At 74.9% G+C, this 17,943-nt stretch carries 18 protein-coding genes; 5 read left to right on the forward strand and 13 right to left on the reverse strand.

Going from position 1 to position 17,943, the window contains the following annotated elements; genetic code table 11:
- Nucleotides 1-32 precede the first annotated feature (32 nt).
- The 9 genes from DMP15_RS22230 to rimP form a co-directional block, all read right to left on the reverse strand.
- The gene (locus tag DMP15_RS22230) at nt 33-1,418 is read right to left on the reverse strand and encodes an MATE family efflux transporter (RefSeq protein ID WP_253068566.1); all 1,386 of its coding nucleotides are present in this window, start codon (nt 1,416-1,418) and stop codon (nt 33-35) included.
- Nucleotides 1,415-2,056 carry a class I SAM-dependent methyltransferase gene (locus DMP15_RS22235; protein WP_374210215.1) on the reverse strand — a complete coding sequence of 214 codons (642 nt, stop codon included), beginning with the start codon at nt 2,054-2,056 and terminating at the stop codon, nt 1,415-1,417. The genes DMP15_RS22230 and DMP15_RS22235 overlap by 4 nt, the downstream gene beginning before the upstream one ends.
- A gap of 129 nt (nt 2,057-2,185) precedes the next feature.
- Complete coding sequence (locus DMP15_RS22240) at nt 2,186-3,184, reverse strand: DHH family phosphoesterase (RefSeq protein ID WP_100880013.1); 999 nt, start codon at nt 3,182-3,184, stop codon at nt 2,186-2,188.
- A complete protein-coding gene (gene rbfA / locus DMP15_RS22245) occupies nt 3,181-3,627 on the reverse strand; it encodes a 30S ribosome-binding factor RbfA (RefSeq protein WP_062401126.1) in 447 nt (148 codons plus the stop codon). The genes DMP15_RS22240 and rbfA overlap by 4 nt, the downstream gene beginning before the upstream one ends.
- Nucleotides 3,628-3,806: 179 nt before the next feature.
- Nucleotides 3,807-4,100: a DUF503 domain-containing protein gene (locus DMP15_RS22250; protein ID WP_062401124.1), complete on the reverse strand. Its 294-nt coding sequence runs from the start codon at nt 4,098-4,100 to the stop codon at nt 3,807-3,809.
- 69 nt (nt 4,101-4,169) lie between these two features.
- Nucleotides 4,170-7,202 (reverse strand): translation initiation factor IF-2, encoded by a 3,033-nt coding sequence (infB, locus tag DMP15_RS22255; RefSeq protein ID WP_083659083.1) that lies wholly within the window; start codon nt 7,200-7,202, stop codon nt 4,170-4,172.
- Nucleotides 7,203-7,299: 97 nt separating this feature from the next.
- Nucleotides 7,300-7,686, reverse strand: coding sequence for a YlxR family protein (locus tag DMP15_RS22260; protein WP_083659084.1), 387 nt, complete (start codon nt 7,684-7,686; stop codon nt 7,300-7,302).
- Between the two features lie 35 nt (nt 7,687-7,721).
- Nucleotides 7,722-8,765, reverse strand: a complete 1,044-nt coding sequence (gene nusA / locus DMP15_RS22265) for a transcription termination factor NusA (RefSeq protein WP_073578132.1) — start codon at nt 8,763-8,765, stop codon at nt 7,722-7,724.
- A complete protein-coding gene (gene rimP, locus DMP15_RS22270; RefSeq protein ID WP_073578133.1) occupies nt 8,762-9,385 on the reverse strand; it encodes a ribosome maturation factor RimP in 624 nt (207 codons plus the stop codon). Before rimP ends, nusA begins: the two co-directional genes overlap by 4 nt.
- A 322-nt stretch (nt 9,386-9,707) precedes the next feature.
- Between rimP and DMP15_RS22275 the strand changes: the two genes are divergently transcribed.
- Together DMP15_RS22275 and DMP15_RS22280 are read left to right on the forward strand one after the other, a co-directional pair.
- Complete coding sequence (locus DMP15_RS22275; protein ID WP_100880012.1) at nt 9,708-10,253, forward strand: hypothetical protein; 546 nt, start codon at nt 9,708-9,710, stop codon at nt 10,251-10,253.
- Nucleotides 10,250-10,732, forward strand: coding sequence for a ferritin-like domain-containing protein (locus DMP15_RS22280; protein WP_062401114.1), 483 nt, complete (start codon nt 10,250-10,252; stop codon nt 10,730-10,732). Before DMP15_RS22275 ends, DMP15_RS22280 begins: the two co-directional genes overlap by 4 nt.
- Nucleotides 10,733-10,745: 13 nt before the next feature.
- Here the strand turns inward: DMP15_RS22280 and DMP15_RS22285 are convergent, their stop codons facing one another.
- Nucleotides 10,746-11,813 (reverse strand): aminotransferase class V-fold PLP-dependent enzyme, encoded by a 1,068-nt coding sequence (locus DMP15_RS22285; RefSeq protein ID WP_073578136.1) that lies wholly within the window; start codon nt 11,811-11,813, stop codon nt 10,746-10,748.
- 37 nt (nt 11,814-11,850) lie between these two features.
- On the opposite strand from DMP15_RS22285, the gene DMP15_RS22290 reads away from it, so the two are divergent.
- Nucleotides 11,851-12,261, forward strand: coding sequence for a secondary thiamine-phosphate synthase enzyme YjbQ (locus DMP15_RS22290; protein ID WP_073578137.1), 411 nt, complete (start codon nt 11,851-11,853; stop codon nt 12,259-12,261).
- 95 nt (nt 12,262-12,356) lie between these two features.
- Entirely contained in the window at nt 12,357-13,112 is a 756-nt protein-coding gene (locus tag DMP15_RS22295; protein WP_073578138.1) for a hypothetical protein, read from the forward strand.
- 63 nt (nt 13,113-13,175) lie between these two features.
- Here the strand turns inward: DMP15_RS22295 and DMP15_RS22300 are convergent, their stop codons facing one another.
- Nucleotides 13,176-14,921 carry a proline--tRNA ligase gene (locus tag DMP15_RS22300; protein ID WP_073578139.1) on the reverse strand — a complete coding sequence of 582 codons (1,746 nt, stop codon included), beginning with the start codon at nt 14,919-14,921 and terminating at the stop codon, nt 13,176-13,178.
- A gap of 66 nt (nt 14,922-14,987) precedes the next feature.
- Here DMP15_RS22300 and DMP15_RS22305 point away from each other — a divergent pair, with 66 nt between their 5' ends.
- On the forward strand, nt 14,988-15,410 hold the full coding sequence (locus tag DMP15_RS22305) for a PPOX class F420-dependent oxidoreductase (RefSeq protein ID WP_073578140.1): 423 nt from the start codon (nt 14,988-14,990) through the stop codon (nt 15,408-15,410).
- A gap of 46 nt (nt 15,411-15,456) precedes the next feature.
- Here the strand turns inward: DMP15_RS22305 and metX are convergent, their stop codons facing one another.
- Nucleotides 15,457-16,593: a homoserine O-acetyltransferase MetX gene (gene metX / locus DMP15_RS22310; protein ID WP_073578279.1), complete on the reverse strand. Its 1,137-nt coding sequence runs from the start codon at nt 16,591-16,593 to the stop codon at nt 15,457-15,459.
- Nucleotides 16,594-16,618: 25 nt separating this feature from the next.
- On the reverse strand, nt 16,619-17,929 hold the full coding sequence (locus DMP15_RS22315; protein ID WP_073578141.1) for a bifunctional o-acetylhomoserine/o-acetylserine sulfhydrylase: 1,311 nt from the start codon (nt 17,927-17,929) through the stop codon (nt 16,619-16,621).
- Nucleotides 17,930-17,943: the final 14 nt, after the last annotated feature.

Below are 17,943 nucleotides of genomic sequence, written 5' to 3' on the forward strand. Positions count from 1 at the left end.
GCCGCCCGGGCTCCGTCGACGGGCCACGCGCGTCAGGCCCGGACCTCCCCCGGGACCGCCCAGCGCCCCGACCGCGCCCGCAGCCCCACCGCGACCAGGCGCACCACCATGAACGCGGCGAGCCCGGTCCAGATCCCGGCCAGTCCCCACCCGAACAGCAGCGACAGCCAGATCATCGGCAGGAACCCGCCGAGCGCGGCGAGCAGCGTCGTGGTGCGCAGGAAGGCCGCGTCACCGGCGCCGAGCAGCACGCCGTCCAGGGCGAACACCACCCCGGCGATCGGCTGCAGCGCGGTGAAGAACCACCACGCCGCGGGGATCGCCGCGAGGACCGCCGCGTCGCGGGTGAACACCGGCGGCAGGACGGGGTAGAGCGCGGCGAACAGCACGCCGAACCCGCAGCCGAGCACGAGGCCGTAGCGGGTGACCCGGGCGGCGAGCGACCGCGCCGGTCCGGTGTCCGCACGGTCACGGTCCGCACCGTGTCCGCCGTCCGCGCCACCCAGGGCGGCCCCGACCAGCGACTGCGCCGCGATCGCGACCGCATCGAGCACGAGGGACTGGAACACCCACAGCTGCAGCACGATCTGGTGCGCGGCGACGGACTCGGACCCGAACCGGGCGGCGACCGCCGTCGCGGACAGGAAGCAGGCCTGGAACCCCAGCGACCGCACGATCAGGTCGCGGCCCATCGTCGCCTGCGAACGGAGCACCGCGGCGTCCGGCGCGAAGCGGACCGGGTCACCGGCGGGCGCGCGCCGTCGTTCGACGACCAGCGCCCGCAGGAACAGCGACGCCGCGACGGCCTGCCCCGCGACGTTGGCGATCGCCGAGCCCTCCAGCCCCCAGCCCGCCCAGTCCCCCGCCCCGTGCACCAGCAGCGGACAGAGCAGCGCGGACAGCAGGTTGCCGCCGATCACGATCCACATCGGGCGACGGGTGTCCTGCACCCCGCGCATCCAGCCGTTGCCGGCCAGCGTCACCAGGACCAGCGGGGCGCCGAACAGCGCGATCCGCAGCCACGACACCGCGCCCTCGGCGATCACCGGGTCCCCGGCGAGCAGCCCCGCCAGCGGTGCCGCGGCGAGCTGTCCGAGCACGACGACCAGCAGCCCGACGCCCAGCGCCAGCCAGGTCGCCTGCACACCCTCCGCCACCGCGGCCGACCGGCGCCCGGCACCGTAGAACCGGGCCGCGCGCGCCGTCGTCCCGTAGGACAGGAACGTCAGCTGGGTCGTGACCTGCGCGAACAGCACCGCCGCGACGGCGAGCGAGGCCAGCGGCAGCCCACCCAGCCGTCCGACGACGGCCGTGTCGACCAGCAGGAACAGCGGCTCGGCCGCCAGCACCGGGAGCGCGGGCAGGGCGAGCCGGAGGATGTCACGGGGCCCGCCCGCGATGGGGGCGGGCCGGGTCACCGACGGGGACGACGGCAGAGGAAGCAGAACGCGGGCGGCAGGTTGCGCCACACCGTTCGGGTCATCACGACCTCGTCGAACGTGTCGTGCAGGGCCGCCTTGAACCGCCGCGCCGAGGGCATCGGCAGGGTGTGGGAGTAGGCGAACGTCGCGAACGCACCGGTCTCCCCCACCGCCCCGACGACCTGGTCGAGGATCTCCTGCTGCATCGTCCGGTCGAACAGCGACCAGGGCAGCCCGGAGATCACCGCGTCGACCGAGGTGATGTCGCGCTCGGCGAGCAGCGCCCCCAGCTTGCGGGCGTCGCCGTTCACGACCTCGACGCCCGGGTGCCGGCTGCGCAGGTAGTCCGCCATCCGCGGGTCCAGCTCGACGGCCAGGTGCCGCCCCTCCGGGGACAGCCGGCGCGCGACCTGCGCGGTCACCGCCCCGGTACCCGGCCCCAGCTCCACGACGACCGGCGCGCCGTGACCCGGCGCGATACGGGCCAGCTTCGCCGACAGCCGCGGCGAGCTCGGCCATACCGCACCCACCTGGGCCGGGTTGCGCAGCCAGGCCCGGAGGAACTCCGGCCACCCGCTGGGCTCGTTGCCGTGACTGTCGTCGCCCCCGCGGGCCGCAGCGGGCTCGGATCGCACCGCTCACCTCCTGGTCTCGCGGGACACGCTACGTGCCCCGGTGCTGCGACACCGGACCGCCCCGAGGTCCATCCGATCGTGGTGTCGCGGCGATGTACCCCGGATGAACCCGATCAACCGGGCACGTGCTCAGCGGGCCAGCTCCGCCCGGAGCAGCTCCAGGAGCTCGTCGCGGGTACCGGAGCGCTCGAACCCGGCGGCACCGGTGTGCCCGCCGCCGCCGAGCGTCGTCGCCACCCGGGACAGGTCCGGGGACCCGTTGCCGCGCAGCGACACCGACCACTCCCCCGGTGCCGTCTCGGTCAGCAGCGCCGCCACCCCGCCCCCGGCCGCGGCCTGCAGCGGCCCGACCAGGGCGACCGTGCGGTCACGGAACCGGGTCGCGGTCGCCACGTCGACGGCGGCCCACACCAGGTCCGCCCCCGCCGCGACGTCCTCCTCCCGGTGGGCCCCGGCCAGCACCGTGGCCTGCGCGGCGAGCCAGGCGAACGGCACCGGACCGCCGATGTCCCGCAGCAGCGGAGCGGGCTCGACACCGGCGTCGACGAGCTCGGCGCCCAGCCGGAGCGCATCCGCACCACCACGCCGGAAACCGCCGGTGTCGGTGTAGAGCCCCGCGAACAGGGACCGGGCGAGGACCGCGTCCAGCGGGACGCCCAGCTCGGCGAGCACCGCCCGGACGAGAGTCACCGTCGCCGGGGCGCCCGGGTCGACGAGGTACCGGTCCGCGAACGCCACGAACGACGCGTGGTGGTCCACCGCCAGCGACGACCCGGACGTGTCCAGCACCGGCTCCAGGTCCCCCAGCCGGGGGGACGACGAGATGTCGCAACAGACCAGCAGGTCCGGCGCGCGCGGCGCGTCCACCGAGGCGACGACCAGCCCGGCGGGGTCGAGGGTGTCGACCAGCCCGGCGGGCACCGGGTCCGGCCCGCCGAACGACACGGTGACCGGGATCCCCGCGCGGTGCAGCGCCGTGGCCAGGGCCAGGGCGCTGCCCGCGGCGTCCGCGTCGGGCCGGACGTGCCCGACCACGAGCACGTCACGGGCCCGGCGCAGCACTGCCGCTGCCCCGGCCGGGTCGACCGGACCGGGACCCGGGACGGTCTCGTGCGCGCCGCCGGTCACTCGGCGTCGGTCTCCCGCGGGGCCTTGTACGGGTCCGCGTCCCCCGCCGGCGACGCCGTGGCCGCCAGCCGGGCCACCTCCTCGTCGGAGGCGCGGGTGCGGGCCAGCAGCTCCTCCATCCGGCGGGCCGTGTCCGGCACCGCGTCCAGCACGAACGCGAGGCTCGGCGTGTGCCGCACCCCGGTCTGCTGTCCCACCCGGCTGCGGAGCACCCCGCTCGCGCTCTGCAGCGCGGCGGCTGCCCCCGCGGTGTCCGGCTCCTCCTCCAGCGAGGCACCCATGACCGTGTAGAACACGGTCGCCTCGCGCAGGTCGCCGGTGACACGGGTGTCGGTGATCGTCACCATCGCCAGCCGCGGATCCTTCACCTCGTGCTCGAGGGCCTCCGCGACGATCTGCGAGATCCGCTTCGCGAGCTTGCGCGCGCGGGCCTGGTCGACCATGTCCTGCTCCTTCCAGCGGGTCGTGCGAGCCCGAGTCTAGGCACGGGTCGCGGGGTCACGCCGCGTTCGATTCTCGGTCCTGCCGGTTCGTCCCCCGACCGCCGGGACGCGGTGCCGCTGCGTCGTCTCCCGACCGCCGGGACGCGGTGCCGCTGCGTCCGTCCCCCGACCGCCGGGACTCAGTCGTCGTCGGGGCCGAACAGCCGGGTCCGGGCCGACAACAGCTCCAGCTCGGGGCGGGCGGCCACCAGCCGCTCGCACCGCTCCAGCAGGGCACGGACGTGCCCCGCGTCGGCGGCGACACAGCTCACACCGATCAGCGCACGCCGGTGCAGGTCCAGATGTCCCGCCTCGGCCGCCGCCACCTCGAACCGGCGCAGCTCGGCCAGCAGCGGACGCACCGCCGAGCGCTTCTGCTTCAGCGACCGGACGTCGCCGAGCAGCACGTCACACTCCAGGGAGCCGACGTACACACACACCTCCGCTGACGCCGACGGGGCGGCCGGTGACCGGCCGCCCCGTCGGAGCGCGTTCGTCAGCCGCTAGTCGCGCGGCTTCTCCCGCATCTCGAACGTCTCGATGACGTCGTCGACCTTGATGTCGCCGTAGGTACCGAGCGTCAGACCGCACTCGAAGCCCTCGCGGACCTCGACCACGTCGTCCTTGAACCGGCGCAGCGAGGAGATCGGGAGGTTCTCGTGGATCACCTTCGAGTCGCGCAGCAGGCGCGCCCGGGCGTTCCGGCGGATCTCCCCACTCATCACCAGGCAACCGGCGATCGTGCCGAACTTCGAGGACTTGAAGACCTCGCGGACCTCCGCGCGGCCCAGCTCGACCTCCTCGTACTCCGGCTTGAGCATGCCCTTGAGGGCCGCCTCGATCTCGTCGATCGCCTGGTAGATCACCGAGTAGTAGCGGATCTCGACGCCCTCGCGGTTGGCCAGCTCCGTGGCCTTGCCCTCGGCACGGACGTTGAAGCCCATGACGATGACGTTGTCCGCGATGGCGAGGTTGATGTCGCCCTCGGTGATACCGCCGACGCCGCGGTGGATGACCCGCAGCTCGACCTCCTCACCCACGTCCAGCTTCATCAGGGCTTCCTCGAGCGCCTCGACGGTGCCCGAGTTGTCACCCTTGATGATCAGGTTGAGGGTGTTGGTCTCCTTCAGCGCGGCGTCCAGGTCCTCCAGGCTGACGCGCTTGCGACGGCTCGCCAGCTCGGCGTTCCGCTCGCGGGCACGCCGCCGGTCGGCGATCTGGCGCGCGACCCGGTCCTCGTCGACGACGAGGAACGTGTCGCCCGCACCCGGCACCGACGTCAGACCGATGACCTGCACCGGACGCGACGGGAGCGCCTCGGTGACGTCCTGGCCGTGCTCGTCGACCATGCGCCGGACGCGCCCGGAGGCGTCGCCGGCCACGACCGAGTCGCCGACCCGGAGCGTGCCGCGCTGGACCAGCACCGTGGCCACCGGGCCGCGACCGCGGTCGAGGTGACCCTCGATGGTGACGCCCTGCGCCTCCATCTCGGGGTTGGCCCGCAGGTCGAGGGCCGCGTCGGCGGTCAGCAGGATCGCCTCGAGCAGGGCCTCGATGTTCGTGCCCTGCTTCGCGGAGATGTCGACGAACATGGTGTCGCCGCCGTACTCCTCGGCCACCAGGTTGTACTCGGTGAGCTGCTGACGGATCTTCTGCGGGTTCGCACCCTCGACGTCGATCTTGTTGACCGCCACGACGATCGGCAGACCGGCCGCCTGGGCGTGGTTGATCGACTCGACGGTCTGCGGCATCACACCGTCGTCCGCCGCCACCACGATGACCGCGATGTCGGTGGACTTGGCACCACGGGCACGCATGGCGGTGAACGCCTCGTGACCCGGGGTGTCGATGAACGTGATGAGCCGCTCCTCGCCCTCGAGCTCGGCCGCGACCTGGTAGGCGCCGATGTGCTGGGTGATGCCACCGGCCTCGCCCTCGCGGACGTTCGCCTTGCGGACCGTGTCCAGCAGTCGCGTCTTACCGTGGTCGACGTGACCCATGACGGTCACGACCGGCGGACGCGCCTCGAGCGCGTCCTCGTCGCCCGGGTCACCGAACTCGATGTCGAACGACTCCAGCAGCGCACGGTCCTCCTCCTCGGGGGAGACGACCTGCACGCGGTAGTTCATCTCCTGGCCGAGCAGCTCCAGGATCTCGTCCGAGACCGACGCGGTGGCCGTGACCATCTCACCGAGGTGGAACAACACCTGCACCAGCGAGGCCGGGTTGGCGTTGATCTTCTCGGCGAAGTCGGTCAGCGACGCGCCACGCGGCAGCCGGACGGTCTCGCCGTTGCCCTTCGGCAGGCGGACGCCGCCCACCGAGGGAGCAGCCATGGCGTCGTACTCCTGGCGCTTCTGCCGCTTCGACTTGCGACCCCTGCGGGCCGGTCCGCCGGGACGGCCGAAGGCACCCGCGGCACCGCCGCGGCCACCGGGACGACCGCCGCCACCGGGACGACCACGGAATCCACCGGCCGGGGGCGGACCACCGGGACCGCCGCCACCGGGACGGAAACCGCCGCCACCGCCACCGGGACGACCGCCACCGGGGCCACCACGGCCACCGCCGGGGCCACCACGACCGCCGCCGGGGCCACCACGGCCACCGGCACCGGCGCCGGGACGCCCGGCAGCCGGACGCGCGGGCATCATGCCCGGGTTCGGCCGCGGAGGCATGTTGCCCGGGTTCGGACGGGGACCGCCCGAACCCGGAGCGCCGCCCGGACGGGGCGGACGCGGCGGGGCCTCACCGGAACGCGCGGCCGGAGCCTCGGGACGGCCGCCGCCCTGCTGGCCGCCACCGCCCTGCTGGGGCTGCGGCGGGCCGGGACGCGGGCCCGGCTTGGGCGAACCCTGGCCGACGCCGAACGGGTTGTTGCCGACGCGCGGCTGGCGCGGGCCCGGACGGGCGCCACGCTCGCCGGGCTGGCCGGCGGGACGCGGGGCGCCGCCGCCCTGGCCACCCTGTCCCTGTCCCTGGCCCGGACGGGGCGCGGGGGCGGGCTTCGGCGCGGCCGGACCCGGCTTCGGGGCCGCCGGACCGGGCTTCGGCGCGGCGGAACCGGGCCGCGGCGCGGCCGGGGCCTCGGCGGCCGCGGCGGGGGTCTCGACGGCCGGAGCCGCCGGGGCCTGCGGGCCGGGCTTGGGCGCGGCCGGTCCCGGCTTCGGGACGTCGGTGCGCGCCGCGGGCTGCGCCGGCGACGGGGCACCCGGGGTGGGTGCCGCGGGGGCCGGCGGACCCGGACGCGGGCCGGGCTTGGGGGCCGGACCCGGGGTCGGGCGCGACGGCGACGGGGCGCCGGAGCCACCGGCGCGCGGACGACCGCCACCGGGCGCACCGGAACCGCGGCGCTGACCGCCGGCGGCGCCCCCACCGGAGGCCATCGCGTCGCGCAGCTTGCGCGCGACCGGGGCCTCCACGGTGGAGGAGGGGGACTTCACGTACTCCCCCAGGTCCTGCAGCTTGCTGAGGACCTGCTTACTGCTGATTCCGAGCTCTTTCGCGAGCTCGTGCACGCGGGCCTTGCCTGCCACTGCTCTCCTCATCCTGACCGGAGGCCGGGCGGCAGCATCCCGCTCGACCTCGAACCTAGTGTCGAAGCACGTTCATGGTGCGATCTTCACTGCTGGCTCATGACTGGTCGACCTTGCTTTCTTCCGATGACGGGTCCGAGAGGTTCCCGGGCCCCAGCGGGTCGCGCGACTCCTGCAGCCACCGCTTGACGGCGGTGACGTCCGGTGCCGAGCGGACGCGTAACGCCCGGGCGAACGCCGAGCGTCGCTCGGCCCTGTCCAGGCACCCCGTCGAGAGGTGCAACCAGGCACCCCGTCCGGGGAGACGGCGGCGCGGATCCGGAATGCAACGTCCGTTCTCCACGACCACCCGCAACAGTACGTCGGCCCGTTCCCGGGTCCGGCACCCCACACAGGTCCGGATCGGAACCGACCGGGTGTGCGTGGGCGACGGTCCGCGACCGCGGGCCGGTGACGAGTGTAGCGCAGAGCGGTCCTCGGGCATTCCCTCGCCCGGCCCCTGCTGTTGATCTCCGTCGGTCAGGACGGCTCCCCGGCGGGGTCGACCGGCCCACCGTCGGGGGTGACCGGGTCACGCGGGTCGGCGTCGCTGCGGATGTCGATCTTCCAGCCGGTGAGCCGGGCGGCGAGGCGGGCGTTCTGCCCCTCCTTGCCGATCGCCAGCGACAGCTGGAAGTCCGGCACGACGACGCGGGCGATCCGGGCGCGCTCGTCGAGCACGGTCACCGAGACCACCTTCGACGGCGAGAGCGCGTTGCCGACGAACTCGGCCGGGTCCTCGGACCAGTCGATGATGTCGATCTTCTCGCCGGCCAGCTCGCCCATCACACCGCGCACGCGGGCACCCATCGGGCCGATGCAGGCGCCCTTGGCGTTGAGCCCGGAGCGGGTCGAGCGCACCGCGATCTTGGAACGGAACCCGGCCTCACGGGCCACCGAGACGATCTCGACGGAGCCGTCGACGAGCTCGGGCACCTCGAGGGCGAACAGCTTCCGCACCAGGTTCGGGTGGGTCCGCGAGAGCGTGATCGAGGTGCCCCGCGGGCCGCGGTTCACGCCGATGACGAAGCAGCGGATCCGGTCGCCGTGCCGATAGACCTCGCCCGGCACCTGCTCGGCGGCGGGGAGCACGGCCTCGGTGCCGCCGGAGAGCTCGACCACGACGACGCCGCGGGCGTTGGCGCGCGCGTCGCGCTGCACGATGCCCGCGACGACCTCGCCCTCCTTGGTGGAGAACTCGCCGTAGGTGCGCTCGTGCTCGGCGTCGCGCAGCCGCTGCAGGATGACCTGGCGGGCGGTGGTCGCCGCGATCCGGCCGAAGCCCTCGGGTGTGTCGTCGAACTCCGGGCCGGGGGTGCCGTCCTCGGAGGCGTCGGCGGCGTCGCGGACCATGACCCGCACCACACCGGTCTTGCGGTCGATGTCGACGCGGGCGTCCGGGTGGTGGCCGTCGGTGTGTCGGTAGGCGGTGAGCAGCGCCGTCTCGATGGCCGAGAGGACCGTCTCGAACGGGATCTCCTTGTCCCGCTCGATCGCGCGCAGCGCGGGGATGTCGACGTTCACCGGTTCTCCTCGTCGCGGACGGTCTCGACGGCGCCGCCGTCGTCGTGGTTCGTGGGGGCCCCGTCGGCCCCGTCGGTGCTGCCGGACAGCGCGTCCGGGTCGAGCAGTGCGGTCTCCGCGGGCGGGGCGGGCTTGAACTCGACCTGCACCTGGGCGTGGCGGATCTCCGCGAGCGGGATGTCCCGGCGTTCGGGCGCCTTCCGGCCGGGGACCGCGACGGCGACCGTGTCGCCGTCGAGCCGGCCGACCCGGGCCTCGACGACGGTGCCGTCGGTCAGGGTGATCCGCGCCAGGCGCAGGTAGGCCCGTCGCCAGTGCCGGGGCTCGGTGAGCGGCCGGTCGATCCCGGGCGAGGTCACCTCGAGCGTGTACGAGCCCTCGATGAGGTGCTCGTGCGGGTCCAGCTCGGCGGCCGCGGAGCGGCTGAGCCGGGCGATGACGTCGAGATCGATGCCGGTCGCGGGCGAGGACTCGGGCAGGTCGACGACGAGCTTGACCGAGTGCCGTCGCCCGGCGGTGCGGACCTCCACGGCGTCGATCTCCAGCCCGGCCCCGTGGACCACCGGCTCGAGCACGCCGCGCAGCTGGTCTGCCAGCTGTGCGGGGTCCGGACTGCGCATCGGGTGACTCTCCTCGTGTCAGGGTGCCCGCCGGGGCGGCGGCCGGTCGGCGGGGCTTCGGGTGGGCGTCGATCGTGGTGCCGCGACCGCCGGTGGGCGGGCACGTCGGTCGCTTGCGGACGGCATACGACGGCGGCGCCGCACACCGCGACGCGTCCGGACGGGACCGGACGGTGCCGGTGACGGTGGGGACGGCCGACGAGCCTAGCGCGTCGGCCCGGCGGGCCGCCGGTCGGTGGCCCGTCGGTGGGCGGTCGTCCGCGGCCCGGGCGGGCACGGTCGGTGCCGGGCGGCCCGGCACGTGCTGGCAGCATGACCCGACGTGAACGACCGCGAGCCATCCGTGTCGCCCCGGGTGTCCCCGGCCGGGCCGCCGCCGTCGGTGACCCCGTCACCGGTGACCCGCCGCGGCGGTGCCCGCCCGACGCGGCGCCAGGTGCTGGCCACCACGGCCGCGGTGGCCGCGATGGTGCCGCTGGCGGGCTGCTCGAGCGCGACGACGCGCACCGAGGACGCCTCCGACGCCCTGCTCGCGCTCGCCGACGCAGCCCGGTCCGACGCCGCGCTGGTCGTCGCCGCGGTGACCGGCGACCCGTCGCTCGCGGGCCGGCTGGAGCCGCTGCGCGCGGCCCGGATGGAGCACGCCGCCGCGCTGGACCAGGCGGGCGGACGCACTCCGGGCCAGATCGCCGCCCCCGCGACACCGCCGTCGGGGGACCTCGCCGCGGTGCGCGACGCCGTCGCCGGGTCGGCCCGCAGCGCAGGCGAGGTCGTCCCCCGCGCCTCGGCGCTGCAGGTGGGTCTGGTCGCCGAGGTCGCCGCCTGCTGCGCCACCTACGCGGCGGTCCTGACCGGGGCGCCGGCGTGAGCGCGGGTCCGCGGCCGCGGCAGTCCTCCGACGACGAGCCGCAGGTCCCCCAGGTCACCGTCGAGGCGCTGCAGCGGGCACTCGCCTGCGAGCACGCGGCGCTGTGGGCGTACAAGATGGCGCTCGCGTTCATCCCGCCGGAGTGGGCGACCCGGGCCCGCGGCGACATCGAGGCCCACACCACCCTGCGCGGTCAGATCACCCAGACCCTGTCCGACATCGGGCAGCGGCCGGTCTCGGCGCAGCCGGCGTACGCGGCCCCGCAGCCCGTCGTCGACGGGGTGTCGGCCGGGGCGCTGCTGGTGTCGGCCGAGACCGACGCGATCGCCGCCTGGCGGTCGGTGACCGAGCGGTCGTCGTCGGTCCCGCTGCGCGAGGCCGGGCTCAAGGCGATGGTCGAGTGCACCGGCCGGCTCGCGTACTGGCGCGGGGTCACCGAGCGGTCCCCCGTCGTACCGGTGTTCCCCGGCCGCAGCTGAGGGGTCGCGGCGCTCAGCGGAGCGCCGCGGCGGCCGCCTCGACGTCGTCAGGGGTGGTCGACAGGTGGAACGCCAGCCGGGCGGCCCCGTCGCGCACGGCGGCGGTGACCCCGGCCGCGGCCAGCCGGTCGGCCGCCCCCTCGGCGCGCACCGACACGATGGCCGACCCGGCGGGCGGCATCCCGAGCCGCTCGCGCAGGGTGTCGGCGAGACCGACGCAGTGCGCGCGCAGGCCGTCGGCGTCGAGCGAGGCCAGCCAGGGCAGCGTCACCGCGGCGCCGGCGTGGGCGAACCAGACGGGGGCCTCCTCGCCGCCGGCCGGTCCGGGCCGCGCGGGCGGGTCCGGGGTGTAGAGCCCGCCGCCCCAGCGGTCCCGGGTGCCGTACCAGCCCGCGGAGTGCGGGACGGGCTCCGGCCAGCACGCCCCGGCGGGCGGCCCGTCCACCCACGACGGACGCCGGGCCAGCCAGGCGGTGCCGCGCGGCGCGAGCAGCCACTTGTACCCGGCACCGACGACGGCGTCGGCGTCGTGCAGACGCAGCGGGAGCCACCCGGCGGCCTGGGTGACGTCGAACAGAAGCCGCACGCCGCTGCGGGCGCGGGCGGCGAGCAGTGCGTCGACGTCGGCGATCGCGCCGTCGGCGGACTGCACCACCGACACCGCGACGAGGTCGTGGTCACCGGCGTGGGCCGCCAGCTCCGGGAGCGGCACCTCGGTCACCCGGACCCCGCGGTGGGCCTGCACCGCGAACGGCCGGGTCACCGAGGAGAACTCACCGCGGGCGACGAGCACGCGGGTGCCGTCGGGCACCGACGCGGCGAGCGGACCGATCAGGCCGGAGGTCGTGGCGCCCTGCGCGACGTCGGCGACCGGCACCCCGGTGATCGCGGCGAACCCCGCGCGGGCCGCCTCGACGTCGTCGTCGAAGTCCTTCGGCGAGGCCGCGCCGACCGCCCAGCGCGCCACGACGTCGGCGACCACCGCCGACGCCCGGAGCGGCGGGATGCCGATGCTCGCGGTGTTCAGGTAGCCGGGCCGGTGTGGCAGTTCCCACCCGGCGAAGGTGACTGTGTCGTCCACGCTGCCCGAGCGTAGTGAGCGTCCTAGTGTCGGGGTCGTGCACAGCGAGCTGATCGAGATCCGGACCGGTTCCGAGGAGACCGTCGTGGACCTGACGCACCGGATCGAACGCTTCCTGTCCGACTGCGGTGCCGGTGACGGCCTGCTCAACGTCTTCGTGCCGCACGCGACGGCCGGCATCGCCCTCATCGAGACCGGCGCGGGCAGCGACTCCGACCTGCTCGAGCAGCTGCGCGAGCTGCTCCCCGCCGACGACCGGTGGCGGCACCGGCACGGCAGCTCCGGGCACGGGCGCGACCACGTGCTGCCCGCGTTCGTGCCGCCGTCGACGACGGTGCCGGTGATCGACGGCCGCCCCGCGCTGGGGACCTGGCAGTCGATCTGCCTGGTCGACACCAACATCGACAACCCGACGCGTTCGGTGCGGCTGACGCTGCTGCCGGGCTGAGCCCCGCCGCACGCCCCGGACCGCCGGGCGACCGCGGTCGGCCGCCCGCCGGAACACCGCGTCGGGGTCGCGCGACACCGCCGTACGCTGCGCCGGTGACCTCCGGCCGGACGACGACGACCGACCGCCCGGCTCCCGCGACACCGTCGCGCCCGGGCGACCCCTCCCCCGGATCCGGGCGACGGCTGCGTCCCGCGCTGGCCGCCGCCGTCGCCGTGCTGGTCGTGGCCGGCGCGGTGGCCGGGCTCGGCGGCATCCGCCCGGACTCCACCACGGCCACCCCGGCCGCACCGGCCCCGGCCGCGGAGCCCGCCGCGTTCGCCGTCACGCCCCCGCCGGGGTGGACGGCCCCGACCGCCGGCGCGCCCGCCCTGGACGTGTTCGGGGTGCCGTTCGCCCGGCTCGCCGAGGCGCCGCCGTTCGCCGCGGGCGACTGCCCCGTCGGCGCCGCGCCACGCGGGGTCGCCGCGGCCGCACTCGTCGCCGTCCCGGCCGGGACGACGGTCGAGCAGGCCGCGCAGGCGTTCGCCCGCGGCGCCGGGGAGTCGGCCTACGCCGGCTCCGCACCGCAGGTGGCGGTCGGGCCGCCCGGACCACGTCCGGGCAGCGGTGAACCGGGGACGTGGGTCGAGGCCACGGTCCGCACCGACGGCACCGCGTCGGGGGCCGGCGGGTGCCGCGCCACCGACGGCGCGGTCGGTGTGCTGGCGGTCCCCCGCACCCAGGCCCGGGACGGGTCGGTCGGCGTCGCGATGCTGGTCGTCGCTGCGGATGCGGGCGGCGGTCCGGGCGACGCGGTACCCCGCTCGGCCCTCACCGACCTCGCCGCCTCGGCGGTCCGCCCCGGCTGACCGGAGGAACGCACGGAGCGGGCCTCTCCGGCGAGGGACCCGCCCGTGCGGTGGCGGTGCCGCTCAGGCCCCGCGGACGATCCCCGCGACGAGCTCGGCGGCACCGGCGCGGTCGATCTCGCTCCGCTCGCCGGTGGCGCGGTCCTTGAGCTCCAGCTTCCCGTCGGCGAGCCCCCGCCCGACGACGACGATCGTCGGCACGCCGATCAGCTCGGCGTCGGCGAACTTCACGCCGGGGCTCGCCTTGCGGTCGTCGAGCACGACCGACAGGCCCTGGGCCTCCAGCTCGGCGGCGACGGCCTCGCCGCCCGCCAGCAGCTCCGCGGACTTGCCCGCGACGACGAGGTGCACGTCGAACGGCGCCACCGACCGCGGCCACACCAGGCCGGAGCCGTCGTGGGACTGCTCGGCGATCGCGGCGACCAGCCGGGAGACACCGATGCCGTAGGAGCCCATCGTGATCCGGACCGGCTTGGAGTCCGGGCCGAGCGCGTCGAGGGAGAAGGCGTCGGCGTACTTGCGGCCGAGCTGGAAGATGTGCCCGATCTCGATGCCGCGGGCGGCCTCCAGCACGCCGGTGCCGTCCGGGGACGGGTCCCCGGCGCGGACCTCGGCGGCCTCGATCGTGCCGTCCGGGGTGAAGTCGCGGCCCGCGACGAGGTCGACGACGTGGTGGTCGGCCTTGTCCGCGCCGGTGACCCAGGCGGTGCCGGTGACGATCCGCGGGTCCACGAGGTAGCGGACGCCGTTCGCGGCGAGCGCGCCCGGCCCGATGTAGCCCTTGACCAGGAACCCGTTGCGGGCGAAGTCGGCCTCGTCGAGCAGCGCCACCTCGGCGGGCTCCAGCGACGCCTCCAGGCGCTTCATGTCGACCTCGCGGTCGCCGGGGACGCCGATCCCCAGCAGCTCCCACTCGTCCGCGCCGGGCTGCCGGGTCTTCACCAGCACGTTCTTCAGCGTGTCGGCCGCGGTGAAGGTGCGCTCGGTGTGCGCGTTGAGGAAGGTCACCAGCGACTCGATGGTCGGGGTGTCCGGCGTGTGGTGCACCTGCGCGGCGGGCAGCCCGTCGAGCGGGACCGCGGGGGGCGCGGGCGTGGTGACGGCCTCGACGTTGGCCGCGTAGCCGCCGGGACCGCGGACGAAGGTGTCCTCGCCGGTCTCGGACTCGGCGAGGAACTCCTCCGACGCCGAGCCGCCCATCGCACCCGAGGTCGCGGACACGATCACGTAGCGCAGCCCGAGCCGGTCGAAGATCTTCACGTAGGCGTCGCGGTGCTTGCGGTAGGACTCCGACAGTCCCTCGTCGGTGAGGTCGAAGGAGTAGGAGTCCTTCATGAGGAACTCGCGGCCGCGCAGGATGCCCGCGCGGGGGCGCTCCTCGTCGCGGTACTTGTTCTGGATCTGGTAGAGGATGACCGGGTAGTCCTTGTAGGACGAGTACTCGCCCTTGACCGCGAGGGTGAACAGTTCCTCGTGGGTCGGGCCGAGCAGGTAGTCGCCGCCCTTGCGGTCCTTGAGGCGGAACAGGTTCGGGCCGTACTCGGTCCACCGGTTCGTCGTCTCGTAGGGCTCGCGCGGCAACAGCGCCGGGAACTGGATCTCCTGGCCGCCCATGGCGTCCATCTCCTCGCGCACCACCTTCTCGACGCGGCGGAGCACCGTGAGACCGAGCGGCAGCCAGGAGTACACGCCCGGGGCCACGCGACGGACATAACCGGCGCGGACCAGCAGCTTGTGGCTGGGTACCTCCGCGTCGGCCGGGTCCTCACGCAGGGTGCGCAGGAACAGCGACGACATCCGGGTCAACACCTGCAGAAGGGTAGCGAGGGACCCCGGAGCCGCTCATCCCGGTTCCGGAGCGGGCAGACTCGGGGCATGGGAGACGAACAGCACGAGCTGCTCGCGGGGGCACGCCAGGGCGTCCTCGCGACGATCAAGCGCAGTGGCATGCCCCAGCTGTCGCCGGTGACGCCGTACTACGACCGCGCGGCCGGGACGGTGCAGGTGTCGATGACCGAGGGGCGGGCGAAGACCGCGAACCTGCGGCGGGACCCGCGGGCGGCGCTGTCGGTGGAGAGCACCGACGGCCGCTCCTGGGCGACGGCCGAGGGCCCGGTCGAGCTCGTCGGTCCCGACGACTCGCCCGACGGACCGGCCGTGCAGGCGCTGGTCGACTGGTACCGCGCCGCCGCCGGGGAGCACCCGGACTGGGACGAGTACCGCGAGGTCATGGTCCGGGACCGGCGGGTGCTGATGACGATGCGGGTGCAGCGCGTCTACGGGGAGAACCTGGGCTGACGGCGTTCCGGCCGTGGCCGCGCCCGGTGGACGCGGTCCCGGCGGCTCAGACCGCCTCGTCCAGCAGCTCGGCCAGCAGCCGGGCCACCGTCGGCGTCTCCACCAGGAACCCGTCGTGCCCGTACGGCGAGTCGATCACCTTGAGCGGGTCGGCGCGCGGGATGCCGTCGGCCAGCTCCTGCTGGTCGGCGAGCGGGTAGAGCCGGTCGGAGGTGACCCCGGCGACGTAGGTGCGGGCGCTCACCCGCGACAGCGCCGCGGTCACCCCGCCCCGGTCGCGGCCGACGTCGTGGTGGTTCATCGCCTGGGTCAGCCGCACGTAGGACGCGGCGTCGAAGCGGTGCACGAGCTTGTGCGCGTGGTGGTCCAGGTAGGACTCCACGGCGTAGCGGCCGCCGTCGAGCGGGTCCTCGCCCGGCTGCGGGCCGCGGCCGAAGCGGGTCGCCAGCTCGTAGCCCGAGCGGTAGGACAGGTGCGCGATCCGGCGGGCCACGCCGAGTCCGCGCCACGGCCCCTCCGGCGTGTCGTGGTAGTCGCCGCCGTGCCAGTGCGGGTCGCCGGTGATCGCCTGGATCTGCGGGCTCGCCCAGCCGATCTGGTCCGCCGTCGACGCCGCGGGCCCGGCGAGCAGGAACAGCCGCCGTACCCGGTCGGGCTCGGTGGCCGCCCACTCCAGGGACCGCATGGACCCCATCGAGCCGCCGATCACGCAGGCGAACGCGTCGATGCCGAGCGCGTCGGCCAGGTACTGCTCGGCGACGACCGTGTCCCGCACGGTGACCGTCGGGAACCGGCTGCCCCAGGTCCGCCCGTCCGGCGCGCGGGACGCCGGACCGGTGCTGCCCTGGCAGCCGCCGACCGCGTTCGGCGCGACGACGAACCAGCGGGCCGGGTCCAGCGGGCCGCCCGGCTCGATCAGCCCGGGCCACCAACCGGACGTCGGGTGCCCGGGGCCGGCCGGACCCTCCAGGTGCGCGTCGCCGGTGAGGGCGTGCAGGACGAGGACGGCGTTGGAGCCGTCCGGCGCGAGCTCGCCCCAGGTCTCGTAGGCCAGGCGCACGCCCGGCAGCTCCCCGCCGGCCGCCAGCTTCAGCGGCGCGGGCAGGTCGAGGAAGTGGCGGCGGCCGGGGTCGTCCCCCTCCCGCCAGGCGCCGCTGGCGGGAGGGAGCTCGAAGTCGTTCACGGACACCAGGTAATCAGATCCGCTCTCAGGCGCCCTTCGCGGCGCGGAAACCGGCGTCCAGGTCGGCCTTGAGGTCCTCGATGCCCTCGAGGCCCACCGACAGCCGGACCAGGCCCGGGGTCACGCCGGAGGCGAGCTGCTCCTCCGCGGAGAGCTGGCTGTGCGTGGTCGACGCCGGGTGGATGACCAGGCTGCGGACGTCGCCGATGTTGGCGAGGTGGCTGTGCAGCTCGAGGGCGTTCACGAACTTCTTGCCCGCCTCGACACCGCCCCGCAGCTCGAAGGCCACGATCGCGCCGCCGCCCTTGGGCAGGTACTTCTGCTGGAGGGCGTGCCACGGGCTGGACGGGAGACCGGCGTAGTGGACCTGCTCCACCTCGTCGCGGGCCTCGAGCCACTCGGCCAGCGCCTGGGCGTTCTGGTTGTGCCGGTCCATCCGCAGCGACAGCGTCTCGATGCCCTGGATGATCAGGAACGCGTTCTGCGGGGAGATCGCCGGGCCGAGGTCGCGCAGCAGCTGCACACGGGCCTTGATGATGTAGGCGATCGGGCCGACGGCGTCGGTGAACACCGCGCCGTGGTAGCTCGGGTCCGGGCTGGTCAGGCCGGGGAACCTGTCCTTGTTCGCGACCCAGTCGAACGTCCCGGAGTCGACGATGATGCCGCCGACCGAGGTGCCGTGGCCGCCGAGGAACTTGGTCAGTGACTCGACGACGATGTCGGCGCCGTGCTCGATCGGCCGCACCAGGTACGGGGTCGGGACGGTGTTGTCGACGATCAGCGGGACCCCGGCGTCGTGCGCGACACCGGCGACGGCGGCGATGTCGAGGATGTTGCCGCGCGGGTTGCCCAGCGTCTCGCCGTAGAGGGCCTTGGTGTTCGGCCGGATCGCGGCCTTCCACTCCTCCAGGTCGTCGGGGTCCTCCACGAAGGTGACCTCGATGCCCATCTTCGGGAAGGTGTAGTGGAACTGGTTGTAGGTGCCGCCGTAGAGCGAGGCGCTGGAGACGATGTGGTCCCCGGCCTCGGCGATGTTCTGGACCGCGAGCGCCTGCGCGGCCTGCCCGGACGCGACGGCCAGGGCCGCGGCCCCGCCCTCCAGCGCGGCGACGCGCTGCTCCAGCACGTCCTGGGTGGGGTTCATGATCCGCGTGTAGATGTTGCCGAACTCGGCGAGCCCGAACAGGTTCGCGGCGTGGTCGGTGTCGCGGAAGACGTAGGACGTCGTCTGGTAGATCGGCGTGGCCCGGGCGTTCGTGGTCGGGTCGGGTGCGGCGCCGGCGTGCACCTGCTTGGTCTCGAACGACCAGTTGGCGGTGGTGTCGGGGTCGGTCACGGTGGGACTCCTCT

Origin of the sequence: Pseudonocardia sp. UM4_GMWB1 (assembly GCF_017312155.1) — a bacterium.
Classification (GTDB): Bacteria; Actinomycetota; Actinomycetes; order Mycobacteriales; family Pseudonocardiaceae; genus Pseudonocardia; species Pseudonocardia alni.